This window comes from Neobacillus vireti, from assembly GCF_036962345.1.
Classification (GTDB): domain Bacteria; phylum Bacillota; class Bacilli; order Bacillales; family Cytobacillaceae; genus Neobacillus; species Neobacillus vireti_A.
Genome location: NZ_JBALNB010000019.1, coordinates 108454 through 124657, shown reverse-complemented (window position 1 = coordinate 124657; position 16204 = coordinate 108454). Strand labels below are relative to the sequence as shown.

17 protein-coding genes and 1 pseudogene are annotated in these 16204 nt (G+C 38.8%); 12 read left to right on the top strand and 6 right to left on the bottom strand.

Annotated features, from left to right (window positions below):
* Window positions 1-411: 411 nt before the first annotated feature.
* From V7108_RS22480 to bla, 4 genes are all read left to right on the top strand, one after another.
* A complete protein-coding gene (locus V7108_RS22480) occupies window positions 412-798 on the top strand; it encodes a BlaI/MecI/CopY family transcriptional regulator (RefSeq protein WP_335569512.1) in 387 nt (128 codons plus the stop codon).
* The gene (locus V7108_RS22475; RefSeq protein WP_335569511.1) at window positions 798-2594 is read left to right on the top strand and encodes a BlaR1 family beta-lactam sensor/signal transducer; all 1797 of its coding nucleotides are present in this window, start codon (window positions 798-800) and stop codon (window positions 2592-2594) included. The genes V7108_RS22480 and V7108_RS22475 overlap by 1 nt, the downstream gene beginning before the upstream one ends.
* Window positions 2595-2715: 121 nt before the next feature.
* Window positions 2716-4770: a peptidoglycan D,D-transpeptidase FtsI family protein gene (locus V7108_RS22470; RefSeq protein WP_335569510.1), complete on the top strand. Its 2055-nt coding sequence runs from the start codon at window positions 2716-2718 to the stop codon at window positions 4768-4770.
* A gap of 328 nt (window positions 4771-5098) precedes the next feature.
* Window positions 5099-6013 (top strand): class A beta-lactamase, encoded by a 915-nt coding sequence (bla, locus tag V7108_RS22465; RefSeq protein ID WP_420489213.1) that lies wholly within the window; start codon window positions 5099-5101, stop codon window positions 6011-6013.
* Window positions 6014-6429: 416 nt separating this feature from the next.
* Here bla and V7108_RS22460 read toward each other — a convergent pair whose 3' ends face one another.
* On the bottom strand, window positions 6430-6972 hold the full coding sequence (locus V7108_RS22460; protein WP_335569509.1) for a hypothetical protein: 543 nt from the start codon (window positions 6970-6972) through the stop codon (window positions 6430-6432).
* 263 nt (window positions 6973-7235) lie between these two features.
* Between V7108_RS22460 and lepB the strand changes: the two are divergent.
* From lepB to V7108_RS22440, 4 genes and pseudogenes are all read left to right on the top strand, one after another.
* Window positions 7236-7780, top strand: a pseudogene (gene lepB, locus V7108_RS22455) (signal peptidase I).
* 69 nt (window positions 7781-7849) lie between these two features.
* The gene (locus tag V7108_RS22450) at window positions 7850-8071 is read left to right on the top strand and encodes a hypothetical protein (RefSeq protein ID WP_335569508.1); all 222 of its coding nucleotides are present in this window, start codon (window positions 7850-7852) and stop codon (window positions 8069-8071) included.
* A gap of 41 nt (window positions 8072-8112) precedes the next feature.
* Window positions 8113-8319 carry a DUF5316 family protein gene (locus V7108_RS22445; protein WP_335569507.1) on the top strand — a complete coding sequence of 69 codons (207 nt, stop codon included), beginning with the start codon at window positions 8113-8115 and terminating at the stop codon, window positions 8317-8319.
* A 237-nt stretch (window positions 8320-8556) separates the two neighbouring features.
* The gene (locus V7108_RS22440) at window positions 8557-8790 is read left to right on the top strand and encodes a YjcZ family sporulation protein (protein ID WP_335569506.1); all 234 of its coding nucleotides are present in this window, start codon (window positions 8557-8559) and stop codon (window positions 8788-8790) included.
* Between the two features lie 274 nt (window positions 8791-9064).
* On the opposite strand, the gene V7108_RS22435 is transcribed toward V7108_RS22440, so the two are convergent.
* The 3 genes from V7108_RS22435 to V7108_RS26960 all read right to left on the bottom strand — a co-directional run bounded on the left by V7108_RS22435 (window position 9065) and on the right by V7108_RS26960 (window position 10273).
* Window positions 9065-9403 (bottom strand): L,D-transpeptidase, encoded by a 339-nt coding sequence (locus V7108_RS22435; RefSeq protein ID WP_335517162.1) that lies wholly within the window; start codon window positions 9401-9403, stop codon window positions 9065-9067.
* Between the two features lie 50 nt (window positions 9404-9453).
* On the bottom strand, window positions 9454-9723 hold the full coding sequence (locus V7108_RS22430) for a sigma factor (protein ID WP_335569505.1): 270 nt from the start codon (window positions 9721-9723) through the stop codon (window positions 9454-9456).
* 211 nt (window positions 9724-9934) lie between these two features.
* Entirely contained in the window at window positions 9935-10273 is a 339-nt protein-coding gene (locus V7108_RS26960; RefSeq protein WP_420489209.1) for a pentapeptide repeat-containing protein, read from the bottom strand.
* On the opposite strand from V7108_RS26960, the gene V7108_RS22425 reads away from it, so the two are divergent.
* On the top strand, window positions 10272-10928 hold the full coding sequence (locus tag V7108_RS22425; protein WP_420489208.1) for a hypothetical protein: 657 nt from the start codon (window positions 10272-10274) through the stop codon (window positions 10926-10928). The two genes, V7108_RS26960 and V7108_RS22425, sit on opposite strands and share 2 nt — an antisense overlap.
* Before the next feature lie 400 nt (window positions 10929-11328).
* On the opposite strand, the gene V7108_RS22420 is transcribed toward V7108_RS22425, so the two are convergent.
* Window positions 11329-11955: a LysE family translocator gene (locus V7108_RS22420; protein ID WP_335569503.1), complete on the bottom strand. Its 627-nt coding sequence runs from the start codon at window positions 11953-11955 to the stop codon at window positions 11329-11331.
* A gap of 536 nt (window positions 11956-12491) precedes the next feature.
* Window positions 12492-12917, bottom strand: coding sequence for a hypothetical protein (locus V7108_RS22415; RefSeq protein ID WP_335569502.1), 426 nt, complete (start codon window positions 12915-12917; stop codon window positions 12492-12494).
* 123 nt (window positions 12918-13040) lie between these two features.
* Here V7108_RS22415 and V7108_RS22410 point away from each other — a divergent pair, with 123 nt between their 5' ends.
* The 3 genes from V7108_RS22410 (at window position 13041) to V7108_RS22400 (ending at window position 16193) form a co-directional block, all read left to right on the top strand.
* Window positions 13041-13697: an HAD family hydrolase gene (locus tag V7108_RS22410; protein WP_335569501.1), complete on the top strand. Its 657-nt coding sequence runs from the start codon at window positions 13041-13043 to the stop codon at window positions 13695-13697.
* 1 nt (window position 13698) lies between these two features.
* Window positions 13699-14217, top strand: a complete 519-nt coding sequence (locus V7108_RS22405) for a dihydrofolate reductase family protein (protein WP_335569500.1) — start codon at window positions 13699-13701, stop codon at window positions 14215-14217.
* A gap of 956 nt (window positions 14218-15173) precedes the next feature.
* Window positions 15174-16193, top strand: a complete 1020-nt coding sequence (locus V7108_RS22400) for a serine hydrolase domain-containing protein (RefSeq protein WP_335569499.1) — start codon at window positions 15174-15176, stop codon at window positions 16191-16193.
* Window positions 16194-16204 lie beyond the last annotated feature (11 nt).

Below are 16204 nucleotides of genomic sequence, written 5' to 3'. Positions count from 1 at the left end.
GGGTTTTCGAAATCGAAACAGAGAGCTTATTCAACTATTGATGCAGTTTAGTTGAAGAAGTATTGTGCATTTTTGTTTAATTTCCCCATTAATTACTTTAAATAATTTTTATCGTTATGTGATCATCTAAGCTTTTATATGTTGTATCCGCTTATCAAATTTACAAATTAGGTACATCAAAACCAACAGAAAACCAATTTGGTAACTTTCAGTCAGGACCGGCTGCCAAGACGAATTCAATAATTTATAGGGAAGCCATTTTTATATCTCAAATGGGCTGAATGGTATCAGAATGAATGCTCAGTATATAGGGAGGATTATTTACCAAATGCTAAAATCATAAATATTCTTTATGAATTTGGAATGTCTTGCTATAATAAATACTACAGTTGTAAAAGTAGGAGGATTATCATGAAGGAGATTCCACAAATAACAGAAGCAGAATATGAAGTGATGAAGGTTATATGGAAATATGAGCCGATTTCGACTCCTGAGGTTGTGGAGAAATTATCGAATAAGAGTGATTGGAAGCCAAACACCATTCACACGATGCTGGCGCGCCTGGTTAAGAAAAAGGCTTTGCACGTAAGAAAAGATGGCCGAGTGTTTATTTATACTTCACTAGTTGAAAAGAACGAATATGTTGGACAGAAAAGTAAATACTTTCTGCAGCAGTTTTTCGGCGGTACGTTAAATTCAATGGTATTAAATTTTATTGAAAATGATCAGTTATCGAATGAAGATATTTCGGAATTAAAGCAAATATTATCCAAGAGTGATAAGAAAGGGGAAAAATAATGGATACCATGCTGCTGCGGATTTTAGTTAGTACAATCGTGGTATCCCTCCTTATTTTCATCATTCTATTAATCAAAAAGCTGTTAAACAATCATATGACGGTGAAAGCACAGTACCATATTTGGTATTTTCTTTGCATTCCAATCCTTGCTACCTTTTTACCTTGGAATTATTTTTACCTTGGAGAAGGAATTCAGTATTTTAAAAGCTTGCTATTTTTTCAAAGAGACATGACTTCGAAGAGTGAAAGGATTAATGGAGTGGATGCCTTTCAGGCGTCAAACAGCGATCTATTACAAGATTTCACGGTATCGGTAAACAAGTCAACGCCCGATTTCGTCTACCATACATTTTTTATAGTTTGGGTCATTGGAGTCATTCTTTTTGTTGGGGCTGCTGTTTACTCAAACTATCAAATCTATCGAATCAAAAAGTCAGCTGCGGCTGTTCATGACCAAAAGCTTAATCAACTTTTAGAAGTGTGCAAAGAGATGGTTGGGGTGAAAAGAAACATACGGCTGAGGGAGACCTCTCTTATTACCTCGCCTATCACGTTCGGGGTTTTTCAGCCATATATTTTTATTCCAAGCAAAACGCGAGAAGCATTTTCGTTAAATGAATTAAAATACGTGTTTTTGCACGAGCTGCACCATCATAAAAGCAAAGATCTGTTCGTGAATTACGTCATGTGGATATTTCGTATTATTTATTGGTTTAACCCATTCGTCTGGTATGCCTTAAAAAGGATTCGAATGGATCGGGAATTGGCCTGTGATGCTTCCGTGTTAAATCTCTTGGATGAGAGCGGATATATCGAATATGGGCATACCATCATTCGTTTTGCCGATAAAAAATATGATAGGGCCTTTGAACAGTTTGCTCCAGGTATAGGGGGGACTAAAAAACAAATCAAACAAAGAATCCAGTGCATTGCAAGCTTCTCTAGAGATTCTCCATTATTGAAATGGAAAAGCAAGGTCATTTGTACAGTTTTAGGAATTCTTGTGCTATTCCTTGCTCCAATCACCACCGTTATTGCCAGCCCAGATGATGTGTATCAGTTTAGCGGGAAGAATGCGGACTATGAAGATTTAAGCTCCTATTTTGAGGGCTATGAGGGCAGCTTTGTTTTATATGATCCCTCTAAAAATCAATATCAAATTTATAATCGAGAGATGAGTGAACAGAGGATTTCTCCTGATAGCACCTATAAAATATATTCTGCCTTATTTGCATTGGAATCCAATGTGATTTCCACGAATAACAATGAACAGGTTTGGGATAGGAAAATTCACTCCTTTCCAGAATGGAATCAAAATCAAAGTTTAGCGACTGCCTTAAGCCGTTCTGTAAATTGGTATTTCCAGAATACCGATCGGGAGGTAGGGAAGAAGCAGCTGCAAGAGTATTTTCACAAAATAAAATACGGGAATGAGGACCTTTCAGGGAATTTGGACAGTTACTGGATGGAATCTTCCTTAAAAATATCACCCATTGAACAAGTCCAATTATTATACGCATTAGAAGAAAATCAATTGGGTTTTAAAGCAGATAATATAAAAGCGGTAAAAAAAGCAATTTTAATAGATGTGCAAAAGAATGGGCGGTTGTATGGTAAAACGGGAACCGGTATGGTTAATGGAAAGAATGTAAATGGCTGGTTTATTGGCTTTGTCGATAAAGGTTATAATCGTTTTTATTTTGCCATTAATATTCAAAATAAGGATGGGCAGGCTCAAGGGAGTAAGGCAGCGGAGATTGCCAAGCAGATCCTGCGTCATAAAAAGATTTATTAATAAATAACCCCAGAAAGGATTACCCTTCCTTTTTGGGAATTTGTTGGTATAAATACTACAGTTGTAGTATTTGTGAGCGACCTCGTACACGAATTTCCCAGTATGAAAGGGCTGATGTGTTTTGAAGCAGAAAAAACAGAAAGAAAATATAGTAAAAAACTCAATCCGATGGAGACTGAATGGTCTCTTTTTCATGGTCTTTGTTCTTTTTTCGATCCTTATTCTCCGCCTTGGCGTTATCCAAATTATCTATGGGGAAGCCCATGCGGCTCAGGCAAAGAAGACAGATGTGACGCCCGTCAGTTATTCGGTTCCCCGTGGAAAAATATATGATAAGAATCAAAAGTTAGTAGTCTACAATATACCGGAAAAGGCGATTACCTATACACCGCCGAAATATCCGCAGCCGGGTGAATTGCTTGAACTGGCCAAAAAGTTAAATACCTTTTTGGTCATGACTGATAAAGAAATCAATAAAGTGACCGATCGGGACTTGAAAGATATCTGGCTGCTGATAAATAACAATGGCACGCATTTAATCACAAAAAAGGAGGAGAACCTATACAAACAGGAAAAGCTGAATGACAATGATTTATATCAATTAAAATTGAACCGCATTGCAGAAAGTGATCTCGAGAAAATGGACAAAAACCTGGCTGCCATCTACCGGAAACTGTCGTCTGCCATCGCTTTAACCCCGACGATCATTAAAAATGAACAGGTAACAGAGGAAGAATTTGCGAAGGTCAGTGAAAATCTAGAAAACCTGCCAGGGATGGATGTTACAACCGATTGGAAGAGGGGCCGCACCTACGGGGAAACATTTTGGAATATGCTTGGGGAAGTAACGAGTGCGGACGAAGGTCTTCCAGAAGAAAAGGTAGATTACTATATGGCTAAAGGGTACAAATTGAATGACCGCGTGGGGAAAAGTTATATTGAGGAATTTTATAATGACGTCTTGCAAGGCCAAAAGGAAAAAGTAAAAGCGGTGACAGATCAAAATGGAAATGTGGTGAATACAGAGACTATATCGGAAGGAAAGAGTGGCAATGATATTGTTCTGACCATTGATATGGAATTCCAAGCCCAAGTGGAAAAAATTATGCAGGAAGAGTTGGTCAGTGCAATCCAAAAGCCGCATACGGATACCCTTGACACTGCCTTTGTTGTGGCAATGGAACCGAAAACTGGCCGAGTTCTGGCAATGTCAGGAAAAGTGTATAACAGGCAGTCCCAGGAGTTTACCGATTTTACACCGGGAACCTTCACTTATGCATTTGAACAGGGGTCCGTTGTAAAAGGGGCCACCATATTAACTGGATACCAAACGGGTGTCAGGGATATCGGGGAAATCGAACTAGACGAAGTCATGAGATTTAAGGGGTCGGGAACTTTTTCCTCTTACCAAGTCATGAACAGAATTGACGAATTAGAGGCATTAGAGCGTTCATCAAACGTTTATATGTGGAAAACCGCGATTGAAATTATGGGCGGCAAGTATGTCCCTGATGGCACATTGAATATCGATCCCAAAAAAATTGAAACCATTCGCTATTATTTCAACCAATTTGGTTTGGGGATCCCGACCGGTATTGGTTTTGATAATGAAACGGCGGGAATTAAAGGAACCAATGCAAGCACCTACTTTCAAATTGCCATAGGACAATTGGATACCTATACACCGATGCAAATAGCTCAGTATATTACAACGATCGCCAATGGAGGATACCGGATGAAGCCCCAATTGGTGAAGGAGATTCGTGAACCGAATTATAATGGCAATGAGCCAGGCAACGTAATCGATGAAATCGAACCAGTGGTGCTGAATCAGGTGGATATGAGTGAGGAGATGCTTAAGCGGGTTCAACAAGGTTTTTGGCTGGTTACCCATGGTTCCCAAGGAACAGCAAGAGGATATTTTAAAGACGAACCGTACAATGCCGCAGGTAAAACCGGTACCTCAGAATCGTATAAAAATGGGGTGAAGACTTGGAATCTTTCTTTTGCTGGTTATGCCCCATTCAATGATCCCGAGATTGCCATTGCCGTTATTGTGCCAAATGCTTACCGTGATGGTTTTGCCCAGCCGCATAGTGCAGCTAATATCATCAGCCAGCGGGTTTTTCGGGCATATTTTGACCTTAAAGAAAAAGGACAGCCAACTATAAAATAAGATTGACAGCTATTTATTACAAGTGTAGTATTAAATGTGTAACAAATACTACATATGTAGTATTACATGCGTAATCTACTATTACACATGTAATTAATATTAGAGAAAGGAGGAAATTCTCCTCTAGCATTTTGGGGGAGCATAAGGTTATGAAAGTGATATTGAAAATAAGCTGCAAAATTCGTTCCATAAATAATGCTATTGAATTAGAATCTGATGGTTAATAGCGGATCGTTGTTAATTAAAACATTGCTTATTCTATTTTCAGGATATCTACTATTAATAGAAAGAGGTTAAGATTTTGAAGAAAACACATGATATTTTCAACATGAAAAATTTTATATATGCCCTGCTTGTGCTAGTGGTTGCCATTGTACCCCTCGCCGGCTGGTCGATGACCACCAATCATCTTTTTGACAAGCCCGAAAAGGCAGTCACGAAAACACAAGTCTCCCATATAGACCGTAAGTTTGCACGACTCGAGAACAAATTTGACGCCCGGCTGGGAGTCTATGCGATCGATACCGGCACAAATCAGACCGTTGCCTATCGTCCTGATGAGCGGTTCGCTTATGCGTCCACCTACAAAGCTTTAGCCGCAGGTGCATTGCTGCAGCATTACTCAATTGATCAACTCGACGAGTTAGTCACATACACCCGCGATGACATCGTTTCGTATTCACCCGTTACAGAGCTTCACCTAGATACCGGGATGACGCTTCGGGAAATTACCGAGGCTGCTGTCCGATATAGCGACAACACCGCAGGGAACATTTTATTAGAGAAACTGGGAGGCCCAGAGGGATTTGAAACAGCTCTGAGGAAGATTGGCGATAACGTTACCCAGGTTGATCGTTACGAGACGGATTTGAACTCAGCTGTTCCTGGAGATACACGTGACACCAGTACACCAAAAGCACTGGCTAAAAACCTCCAGGCCTTCGCAGTCAGCGACTGGCTCCCTCCTGAAAAACGCACAATCCTTACAGATTGGATGCGGGGAAATGCCACTGGGGATGCGTTGATCCGTGCTGGTGCACCAGCAGGCTGGGAAGTAGATGATAAGAGTGGGGCAGCAAGCTATGGAACGCGGAATGACATTGCGATTGTTTGGCCACCAAATAGAGCGCCAATTGTCATCGCAGTTCTATCCAGCCGCGATACACAGAATGACACCTATGACAATGCGCTTATCGCAGAAGCTGCCAAGGTGGCACTTAACGCTCTGAAGTGGGACAGATAATCAAATTTACTCATCACAATTCTCAATTGCATCAGTGAACAGATTTTCATTCAGTCATCATATACAATCATTAAAAGATTTAGTATGTGCTGACTGATATTTTTTCAATATAATAATAGGAGTGGGTAACATTTAGGCAAAGTCTGTAAATAATTAGTCGTTTAGATGTTTATCTTGTGGTAGATACATCAGTTATCGTTCCATCACAAGTGATTATTGCGGTGGCTGAAGGGGCTAGAGCCGCATTGGAAGTATATACAGACATAACTCAAGTGGATATTAATTAAACTATTAGTAAAACTTTGTGAAACAATGTACTTAAACTATAGGGTACTTAAGTTTGACAAGTATGTTTTCTGGAAGAAAAAGGTCAAAAGAATGTTGATAAACCCACCAATATCTAATTGTGTTGTCAATTAAAGTCCACACACGTCGATGGTGAAATCGTTAAACTTCAATTCCATTAGATATTCAGTTCCGTAGTCGGGGTCATCGTACTCTGCCCCGATTGGAATAGCGACTAACTTTTCAAACTCCTTGTTTTCAAAGGCTTCCTTATCTTTATAGAGTAAGATGGAGGTTTCGATAAAAGAATAACCGACAGACATAAACACGGCCGCGGCCAATAACCCCAATATTTTACCAAACCAGTTTCTGGTGCCAATAATCAACCCGGTAAAAATAAGACCAAAGCAAAGACACATGCTGGCACCACAGTAAGCACCAACCATCTCCGACATAATGAAGTTTTCTTCGAATAACTCGGAAATGCCCCATAAAATGAAAGTAACAATTAAGAAAAACACACCGGTAATTAAGACAACGCCAGCTGCCACTTCCCTTCTATTCTCGCCTAGGCGCAGGCGGTGTTTTCTCTTCTTTTTATTCTCTAGCTTTGATTTTTTTTCTACTTTTGTTTTCTTTTCTGACATTCTTTTCTTCCCTAGCATACTAGCCAAATTTGGTACCCGCCTTTCCAAAAAAACTCCATGATTCTCTATACGATTAGGGAAAAGAACGGTTTCAAAGGCTTTTGGCGTAATTATTGCCTATTGGGTCTCGACTCCGTATGAAGGGTTCACTAACAACTAATAGGGGCCAACTTAAGGATCTGGCTGCAAAAATGGCAACGGCATGATAACTCAAGAAAAATAATAAATACTCAAACACCTATGGTAAAATAAGTATATCAACTCTGTTGAATAGTAAGGGAGGATGAGTAATGATAAAGAAGAAAAATGAAACGTTTGAATGGGTTAAATCAATAATGGGTGCACTTGTTATAGCATTTATTATTCGCTCTTTTTTCCTTACCCCCATTGTTGTTGACGGTGAATCAATGAACCCCACTCTCCAGGACAAGGACCATATGGTTGTAACCAAAATTGGAGATCCGAAAAGATTTGATATTGTTGTGTTTCACGCCCCAGACGGTAGTGATTATATTAAACGTGTAATCGGACTCCCAGGTGATAGAATCGAGTATAAAAATGATGTTTTATATATAAATGGGATGGCCTATAACGAACCTTATTTAGAAAAATATAAGAAAAGACAAAATGTAGGAAATTAACAGATTCCTTCACTTTAGAGGAGACGGCCGTAGGTAGTGATACTGTTCCTAAAGATAGTATTTTTGTAATGGGAGATAATAGAAGGCATAGCGCAGACAGTCGTCATATTGGGGCGATACCATTGGAAAAGGTGATAGGGACAACAAATGTTGTTTATTATCCAATAAAAGAAATAAAAATCATAAATAAGTAATACCTGCTTAGTTGGGGTAGCAGTTGCTATAGGTCTTTTTGGTAATAAATCAAAAACGAAGAAAAGATAATGATTGCACTCATAAAAAGAGTGCTTTTTCTTTTGATGTTAATCTACCGATGTGCTGAACTTAAGAAGAATCGTGAGGTAGTCTATTTTACACTAAAAGAGATTGTAAACTATTCACTTATGAATTACAGGGGGGTGATAGCTGACGAGGCTGTCTCTTCTTCAACTTGGATGCAGGTTAGTGGAAGCAGTAAAAGTGGAATGACACAAAGAAAGCATTAATGCGTATATATTAATACTGAGTAGGAAAAGGGGGGAATTTATTGTTTCAAGTTTTTATAATTGTAGGTGTAGTGGGTATTCTTATTTCGGGTATTTTAATCGGAGCTTGGACGGATGGACAACAACAAAGAGCAAACTTTTATACTGAAACAACCAAAGATAGACACTTTAGAACCAAAATTGGATTGTATACTGGTCTTGGGGGATTAATCTCATTAGGCATAGCTGCATTAATATATTTTTTATAAAGAGAATAACTTATGTTTGTTTTTAAACAAAAAGGTGCAATGCATTTAACATTCTGGCTTTAACCTTCTTCTTATGAAATCTATAGCCTGCCACTCTATAGTTTTTTCATTACTAAAAGTAATCGTCACTAAGTCATGCCCAAATATAATATAGACGGGCTACAATTTCCTCTCTGAGTGTAATATATAGTGTAATGTCATATTAGCTCTCCATACATTCAAAAGGAAGTGTAAAAAATGTATAATGCCCTACCGATTAGTAACGCCTTACCGATCTCTAATGCCTTACCAATTAGTAATGCCTTACCGATTACTGCTGGCGCAAATGTTCTTCCCCAACCTCCAATGGCTTACTCATATGCAGCTCCTATTTATGAAAGTTGTTTTCCTACACATGGGTGCGGTGAATTTATACTCATAGTAGTGTTGTTTATTTTATTAATCATTGTTGGTGTAGCTTGTTTCTGTTAAAAGATGATTGTATTTTATTAAATAATCCTCATCTATACTCCAGATGAGGATTATTTTCATAAAAGATCTGTTAATGGGAAAGGGACTGCGATTATGTATGAATGTCCTATGGTATTAAATTAAAAGGAAGTTCTTTCCCACATTTGATAGTGATGCCGTTAACTGGTATCACTTTTTATAATTCAACCAAATTATTGTGATACTTTTCACTTTAATTAAAGGAGGCGTTAGTTGAAGAAAGCCACTAATTTTTACCAGTGGCTTTTGGTTTGTTTCATTTATGAATGACAACCCTAGTACCAACCGGAACTCGAGATGATAATTCTAAAACATCATGATTAAACATTCTAATACAACCGTGTGAAACGCTTTTACCTATGGATGATGGATTGTTTGTACCATGAATTCCATAATGAGGTCTTGATAATCCCATCCATAAAACCCCAAAAACATGCCTGGGGGGATTTGGCTGCTTATTTATTATGGTGTAAGTGCCAAACGGTGTTGCAGTTAATATTTTGCCAGTAGCTATCGGATAGGATTTTATCAGTCTGCTTCCTTCATACAAACTTAATCGGTGTTTTGATGTTGATACGTCAATCCATTTCGCCACGAAGATCAACTCCATTTTTTTAATAATGTATGTAGAAACTCAAGCCTTTGTTATTTAACAGAAATTGATTGAACAGCATTGTATGAGAAGTTAATGAACAGTGCGTTGGGATTACATGCAATAGCAGAGAAGGGGCTGGTTAACCAACAGCTAATAAATACCTCTTGTGAAATATCTTCAGCCAATTGTTTTTGTTTAACATAAGTAAAAGCAAGCCTTACCACCATGTCCCCGTACTCTTCCATCAGCCAACTAAGCTGGTCTTCTTTCGATAACTGACCAAAAGGACTAGGTGAGGCAGTAGAATTTATCTTTTCCAAAAGCATTTAACCCCTCTCTTTCTTTCCAAACCTTAGACGAAGCAATCCCATAATTGGTTCCGTAAATATTGCTTTTCATTCATTCTTTTATAAATTTGATTTTTTGGAGAGGTCATCGTTTCGCAGGTGAAACCTAACAGATTATAATGAATGAAGTGAGTATAAATATTGTACTATTTTCATAGAATGAGAAGGATGGATAAGTCTTTGGTCATAAAAATTTTAGTAATAAAAGGGGATATTTCATGAGGAAAAGAATGATACTGCTGCTTAGCGGTATACTGCTGTTATGCTTGCTTGCTTCCTGTGGAAAGGATAAGGATGAAGAAGAGATAAAGGAAACAGAAACAATCGAAAAACCAAAAACACCGATCAAAGAGGAACCAGCTAAAGAAGAGCCAGCCAAAGAAGAACCAGCTAAAGAAGTACCAACCAAAGAGGAACCAGCTAAAGAAGCGCCAGCCAAAGAAAAACCAACCAAAGAAGCACCCGCCAAAGAAAAGCCGAATGAGCAGGCTGCACTTACTATAGAGCAAACGAAAGTGATCATGGATGATTTAGTTGATAAAATTAGAACTGTCTATCATGAAGCTGGACCCAAGTATAATTTAGTCAATCAGGTTTTAACGGATGATATTTATCAATCTATGTCAAAGGATTTGCAGCCATTTGCAACAGAGCAACTCATAAAAACGAACTTGTTTAAGATCGCTAAGGACTATTGTTACATTGGCTGTGATGCAAGTTATTTTCCTGGTCCTACTGGATACGCCCTACGCTTTAAAATGATCGTTTCAACTAGTGAAAAAGTAATTATAGAGTATATTGTCCCTCAGAATGAACTAACGGGCCCTAACACAGAAAGAGTTACGATAAAAAAAGTTGATGGAACGTGGAAATTGGACGATTTTACTTTTTCTAATGTTCCGCTGAACTTGACGAAAGAAGAAGCTATGGTAGTTATGACAATAAATGGCTTCAGCGGATATCAGTTTGTTAAAGAAGCTCAATTGGAAGACCCGAATATGGGACTACGGAAAGTATATGTGTTTCAAGCCAACGGCAATATAAATGAGCAGGTCGTAATCTATGCAGATACCGGATATAACTATATTCTTCCAGAGAACACACCATTAGTAGGCAGCACAGATGACCAAGAAAGAAGCACCATGCTCACAAAGAGAGGAACACCTTCAAATGCTTAACAGCCTCGGGTAGCCGAGCTTGATTACAAAAACTGCTTAATTCATGCCAAAAATGAATAGAAAAATGGCTCAGTTCAACTAGACTGAGCCATTTTGTTTTAATACAGTGTGGGGAGGAAAAAGTTAAGCAGCACGAGGCGGTTCAGCGTAAAATAAGCGGAGATTTTCCGGTTAAATGCAGAATGGAGCTCGTATCGGGGTAAATAAGCGGAAAATTTCCGGTTATACAAGGAAAAATCCAACATTTTTGAACTTTTCGAGTAAATAGGCGGAATCTCTCCGCCTATTTACACCTTTTTTAACTAGAGTTAACGAATTAAGCGGAATTTCTCCGTCTATTTATCAGCTCGGGTGTTAATCAGAACCCCTAATCATTTAGCGGGCCCTCTTAGTTGCTCTTTTAATGTTGTGTCTTTTCAAGAGCCAGCTTTAACCCGAAGCCGATCAGAATCGTACCCGTAATACCTTCCATTACACGTTGAGTCCTAGGCCTTTTCATGAAAGCACTAATTTGGTTAAGCAAATAAATGTACAACAAAAACCATACTGCGGTTAAGGTCGTATACGTGATTCCCATGGTGAGAAACGGAAGAAACGTGTCGCTCCCGGCATGCACAAATTGTGGCAGGAAGGTTAGGAAAAATACAGCGACTTTTGGGTTGAGAAGGTTAGTCAGGAAACCTTGTTTAAAACAGGATTTGCCTTCATATTTACTTTCGGCATTGATTTCAGGTGTGGTTTTCTTGTTTTTGAGTGCCCATAATGTCTTGGCACCTAAATACACGAGATACACAGCACCTGCGTATTTGAAGACAGAAAATAACAAGGCTGACTTCACAATAATCGCTGAAAGACCGATGACCGCCGCCAATGTATGAATGAGTAAGGCGCAGCAGGTGCCGAACATGGTTCTAAATCCACCGGTCCTTCCGACAACAAGCGTATTTTTTGTAGCGATGGCGGTATCAGGGCCAGGCAATAGAATCAGCAGAATACACATAACTACAAACAAATAAAAGTTCTCCATTTTATCTGCACCTTCCCAGAGAAAATTGTTAAACTTACTTTAGCATAAATATTTTGAATAGTGATAATTTATTTTATTTAGAGTGAATGAGTTTTCGAACGAGCTATATATTAAACAGAAGAGTTGAAAATATAAATGGATAAGCGATTGCTGAATACCATAGTTTCCACTCATTGTAATAAAAAAATTTAGTGTGTAGACAAAACCATTCAAAAGCTATTGAGAAAAGGGTCTAGCCTAAGATGTATACTATCTATTTTCGTTTATTACTTTCTAAAGGATATAGATTAAGAAACGTTAGATATCATATATGTTGCGACGTTAAAAATACCAAAACATAGAAATACAAGCTTCCACACAAAGTATTCTCCTTCATACTAATTTCCTATAAATGATTATAAATCAGCTCCATTTTAAAACCTAATTGGTTTAGTCGAAGTGATTCATGGAGAGGGCAGGATGAAAAAAGCAGTGGAGATGATCCACTGCTTTTCTAATGATGAGCCTTTTCTAGAGCCGGTTTGACTCGAAACCATTCAAGGCTGCATTATTTCCTCTTCATCTATACTTATAGGTGAAGAATATTGATTGATAAATAAGATGTAAACCGGGAACAGCAAGCAAGACCCAAAAATCAGCAGGCTAAATCTCGGAAAAAGAGTTACTCCTGAATTAAGGGGAACAACAAAAGTGAAAAATAAGAATAGCAGGATAAAATAAGGCAGCCACAAAATGAGAGACCAAAAGCTTTTTTGTCTCCATTTTTTTGTTAACCTAATGAACATCAGGGTTAATAGTAAAAGTCCAATCACATTTATAACAGCAATGACAATGTAAACATCATCCCATTTCCATCCTGTTATGCTGCTAATATGAGATACATTGATAATGAGTTCGATTGCTGTAAACAACGCTAAAGCATATAAGGCACTAATCGCATTTAACTTTATAAAAAAATTCATCCCTAAACCCTCCGTAAGTGAAACAGCACGTATTCCATTATACAACTTCTTAAAAAAGAATGCTTCTTTAGAAGCACTATAAAAAATGATCGCTGTTAAAATAGAAGAGGGGGTGTGCAAAACATGATGAAAGCTGTTCTATTCGATTTAGATGGAACATTATTAGATAGAGACTCGTCTGTAAAAAGCTATATTAATCGGCAATACGAGAGGTTGAATTTCAGGCATATTCCACGAGAGAGCTACGTGCAGAGGTTTATTGAACTTGATCAGCGCGGGTATGTATGGAAAGATAAGGTGTACCAGCAAATGGTAAAGGAATTTGGGATTACGGAGATTACGTGGGAGGGCCTGCTTCAAGATTATATCGATGAATTTAAAAATCACTGCGTTCCATTTCCCAATCTCATTCGTATGTTGGAAGAATTGAAGAGTATGAATCTCCTTTTAGGGATGATTACAAATGGCAGAGGGCAGTTTCAGCTGGATAATATCAGGGCTTTGGGAATTGAAAAGTATTTTAGCAGTATTTTAATATCGGAATGGGAAGGAATAAAAAAGCCAGATCCTGTAATTTTTAAGAAAGCGTTAGAGCAGCTGAATGTTGCGGCAGGTGAAAGCATATTTGTCGGAGACCATCCTGAAAATGATGTAAAAGCAGCGCAGAATGTTGGGATGATGGGGATTTGGAAGGCAGACCCTCAATGGAATCAGGTAGAAGCGGATTACGTGATAAATGATCTTGCTGAACTGCCATTATTGTTAACGGGAGGCATATGATATGAGAAAGTTAGTATTTTACGGGGCGATAAGTTTGGATGGGTATCTTGCCCGGGATAATCATTCGTTGGATTGGTTGATTGGGACGGAAGGTGAAGACGAGACGGGATACGATGACTTCTATAAGAATGTGGATACAATTCTAATGGGCAGAAGCACATATGATCAAATCAACATTCTCTCGCCGGCAAAATTCCCGTATGAAGGGAAGGAATGTTATGTTTTTTCTCGGACGGTAACGGGTTCTACGGAAAATGTAACATTTATCAATGAGGATATTGTTGGGTTTACCCAATCGCTGAAGGAACAGGAAGGCAATTCGATTTGGATCGTTGGCGGCGGAGAGGTGCTGAAGCCGCTGCTGCAAGCAAAGCTGGTGGATGAGTTTATCATTCAAATTGCTCCCTCCATTCTTGGGCGGGGGATTCCGATGTTTACACCAGGCGATCATGAGAACAGGTTGAAGCTGGTCGATGTTCGACGCTACAAACAATTTGCGGAAATGCATTATATCACTTGATGTATGGGCAAAGATCTTATTGGTCTTTGTCCTTTTTTTATCAAAAACCCTCTACCTGCCAAAATATGTTCCCTACCTGCCATTCTGAAGCTCGAATCTGCCAAAATTCCGTTTTACCTGCCAAACCCCTTTGTTTATTTGCCAAACAAATTCAGCGACCGGAACCCATCCCTGAAAAAGCCAGGCTGCGACCTGGCTCAGGTATTTGTATTTCCTATATATGGATATTATGTTCGAAATTAAACGTAGATTCTGAAATCAGGTTGGTTTTTAAAGTTACCTTTTTTATCAAAAATCCTCTACCTGCCAAAATGTGTTTCACACCTGCCAATTCGAAGCTCTTATCTGCCAAAGTTCCGTTTCACCTGCCAAACCCCTTTGTTTATCTGCCTAACAAATTCAGCGACCGAAACCCACCCCTGAAAAAGCCAGGCTGCGGTCTGGCTCAGGTATTTGTATTTCCTGTATATGGATATTATGTTCGAAATTAAACGTAGATTCTGAAATCAGGTTGGTTTTTAAAGTTACCTTTTTTATTAAAAATCCTCTACCTGCCAAAATGTGTTTCACACATGCCATTCTGAAGCTCTTATCTGCCGAAATTCTGTTTCACCTGCCAAAACCCTTTGTTTATCTGCCTAACAAATTCAGCGACCGGAACCCACCCCTGAAAAAGCCAGGCTGCGGCCTGGCTCAGGTATTTGTATTCCCTGTATATGGATTTTATGTTCGAAATTAAACGTAGATTCTGAAATCAGGTTGGGTTTTTAAGTTACCTTTTTTATTAAAATCCTCTACCTGCCAAAATGTGTTTCACACCTGCCAATTCGGAGCACTTACCTGCCTAAACTCTGTTCCACCTGCCAATATCCATTGTTTATCTTCCTAACAAATCCTCACCTGCTAAAATTAGCCAAATCACCCAGTTTCCCTTTAAAATAGGTTTAAAAAGGTGTGTGGCTTTTATTTTTCAAAAATTAATTTCTTATGTGGAGGATATAAAGGAACGCAATCATAGCAGCGCGGCAGCACTTGTAGTCATCAAAGACAACAAAATCGTGCTTGAGCACTATAGCGGCTATCATTCAAATGTCCCTGAGGCTCGGCCAATTCAAGAAAACTCTCAATTTAATATCGCTTCTGCCCGAAAAAGTTATCTAGGGTTAGCGGTTGCCTACGCACTACATGAGGGGAAAATAAAAAGTCTCGATGACTTAGCATTAAAATACTTTGATATGGCGTTATTAGAGGAAACAACAATCAGGCACTTGGTCACCCACTCTCACGGTTTACATCAGGAGGAGGATGGGAAGATTTTTCGAGAATTCTCCGCTGGCGAAGGGTGGGAATATAGAGGTATTAACATTTTAATGATAACGGAGCTGATCAACAGACTTTACGGCAAAAGTTTCCCTGAACTGCTGGAAGAGAGAGTGTTCAAGCCATTAGGATTTAAGGAAACACATTGGCAAACCCAAAAAAGCGAACATCTGGTGAAGGTCATCCATCATCCCAATGAACCTGCTTCCTATACACTGGGCCTCACAAAGGATGGGACAGAATCAAATCTGCATACCTCTGCCCGGGAGCTTGCTATATGGGGGAATCTCCATTTAAACAACGGATACATAAATGGGGTGCAAATCGTTCCAAGCGAAGTGATTCGGTTAGCGGTACAGGCCCAAAATCCCCCTTATAAAAATAAAGATTTGCCCCAAAATGGATTGTTTTGGTATGTCCAAGATACACCCTCGTCAAAAAGTGAGATAGGTGAAAGAGTACCGAAAGGGTCATACCAAATCCTAGGCATTTCGGGACCAACATTATTAGTGAGTCCAGAATACAATCTCGTCGTCGCGAAATTGTACAATAAAAGATACAACTATGGGGGCGCAAATTATCTCCATTATTTAAGGGAGTTTAGTAATTTAGTAGCAGATACATTCTTAGAATCATCATCCCGCGTAATCATATAGAAATGAGGGGA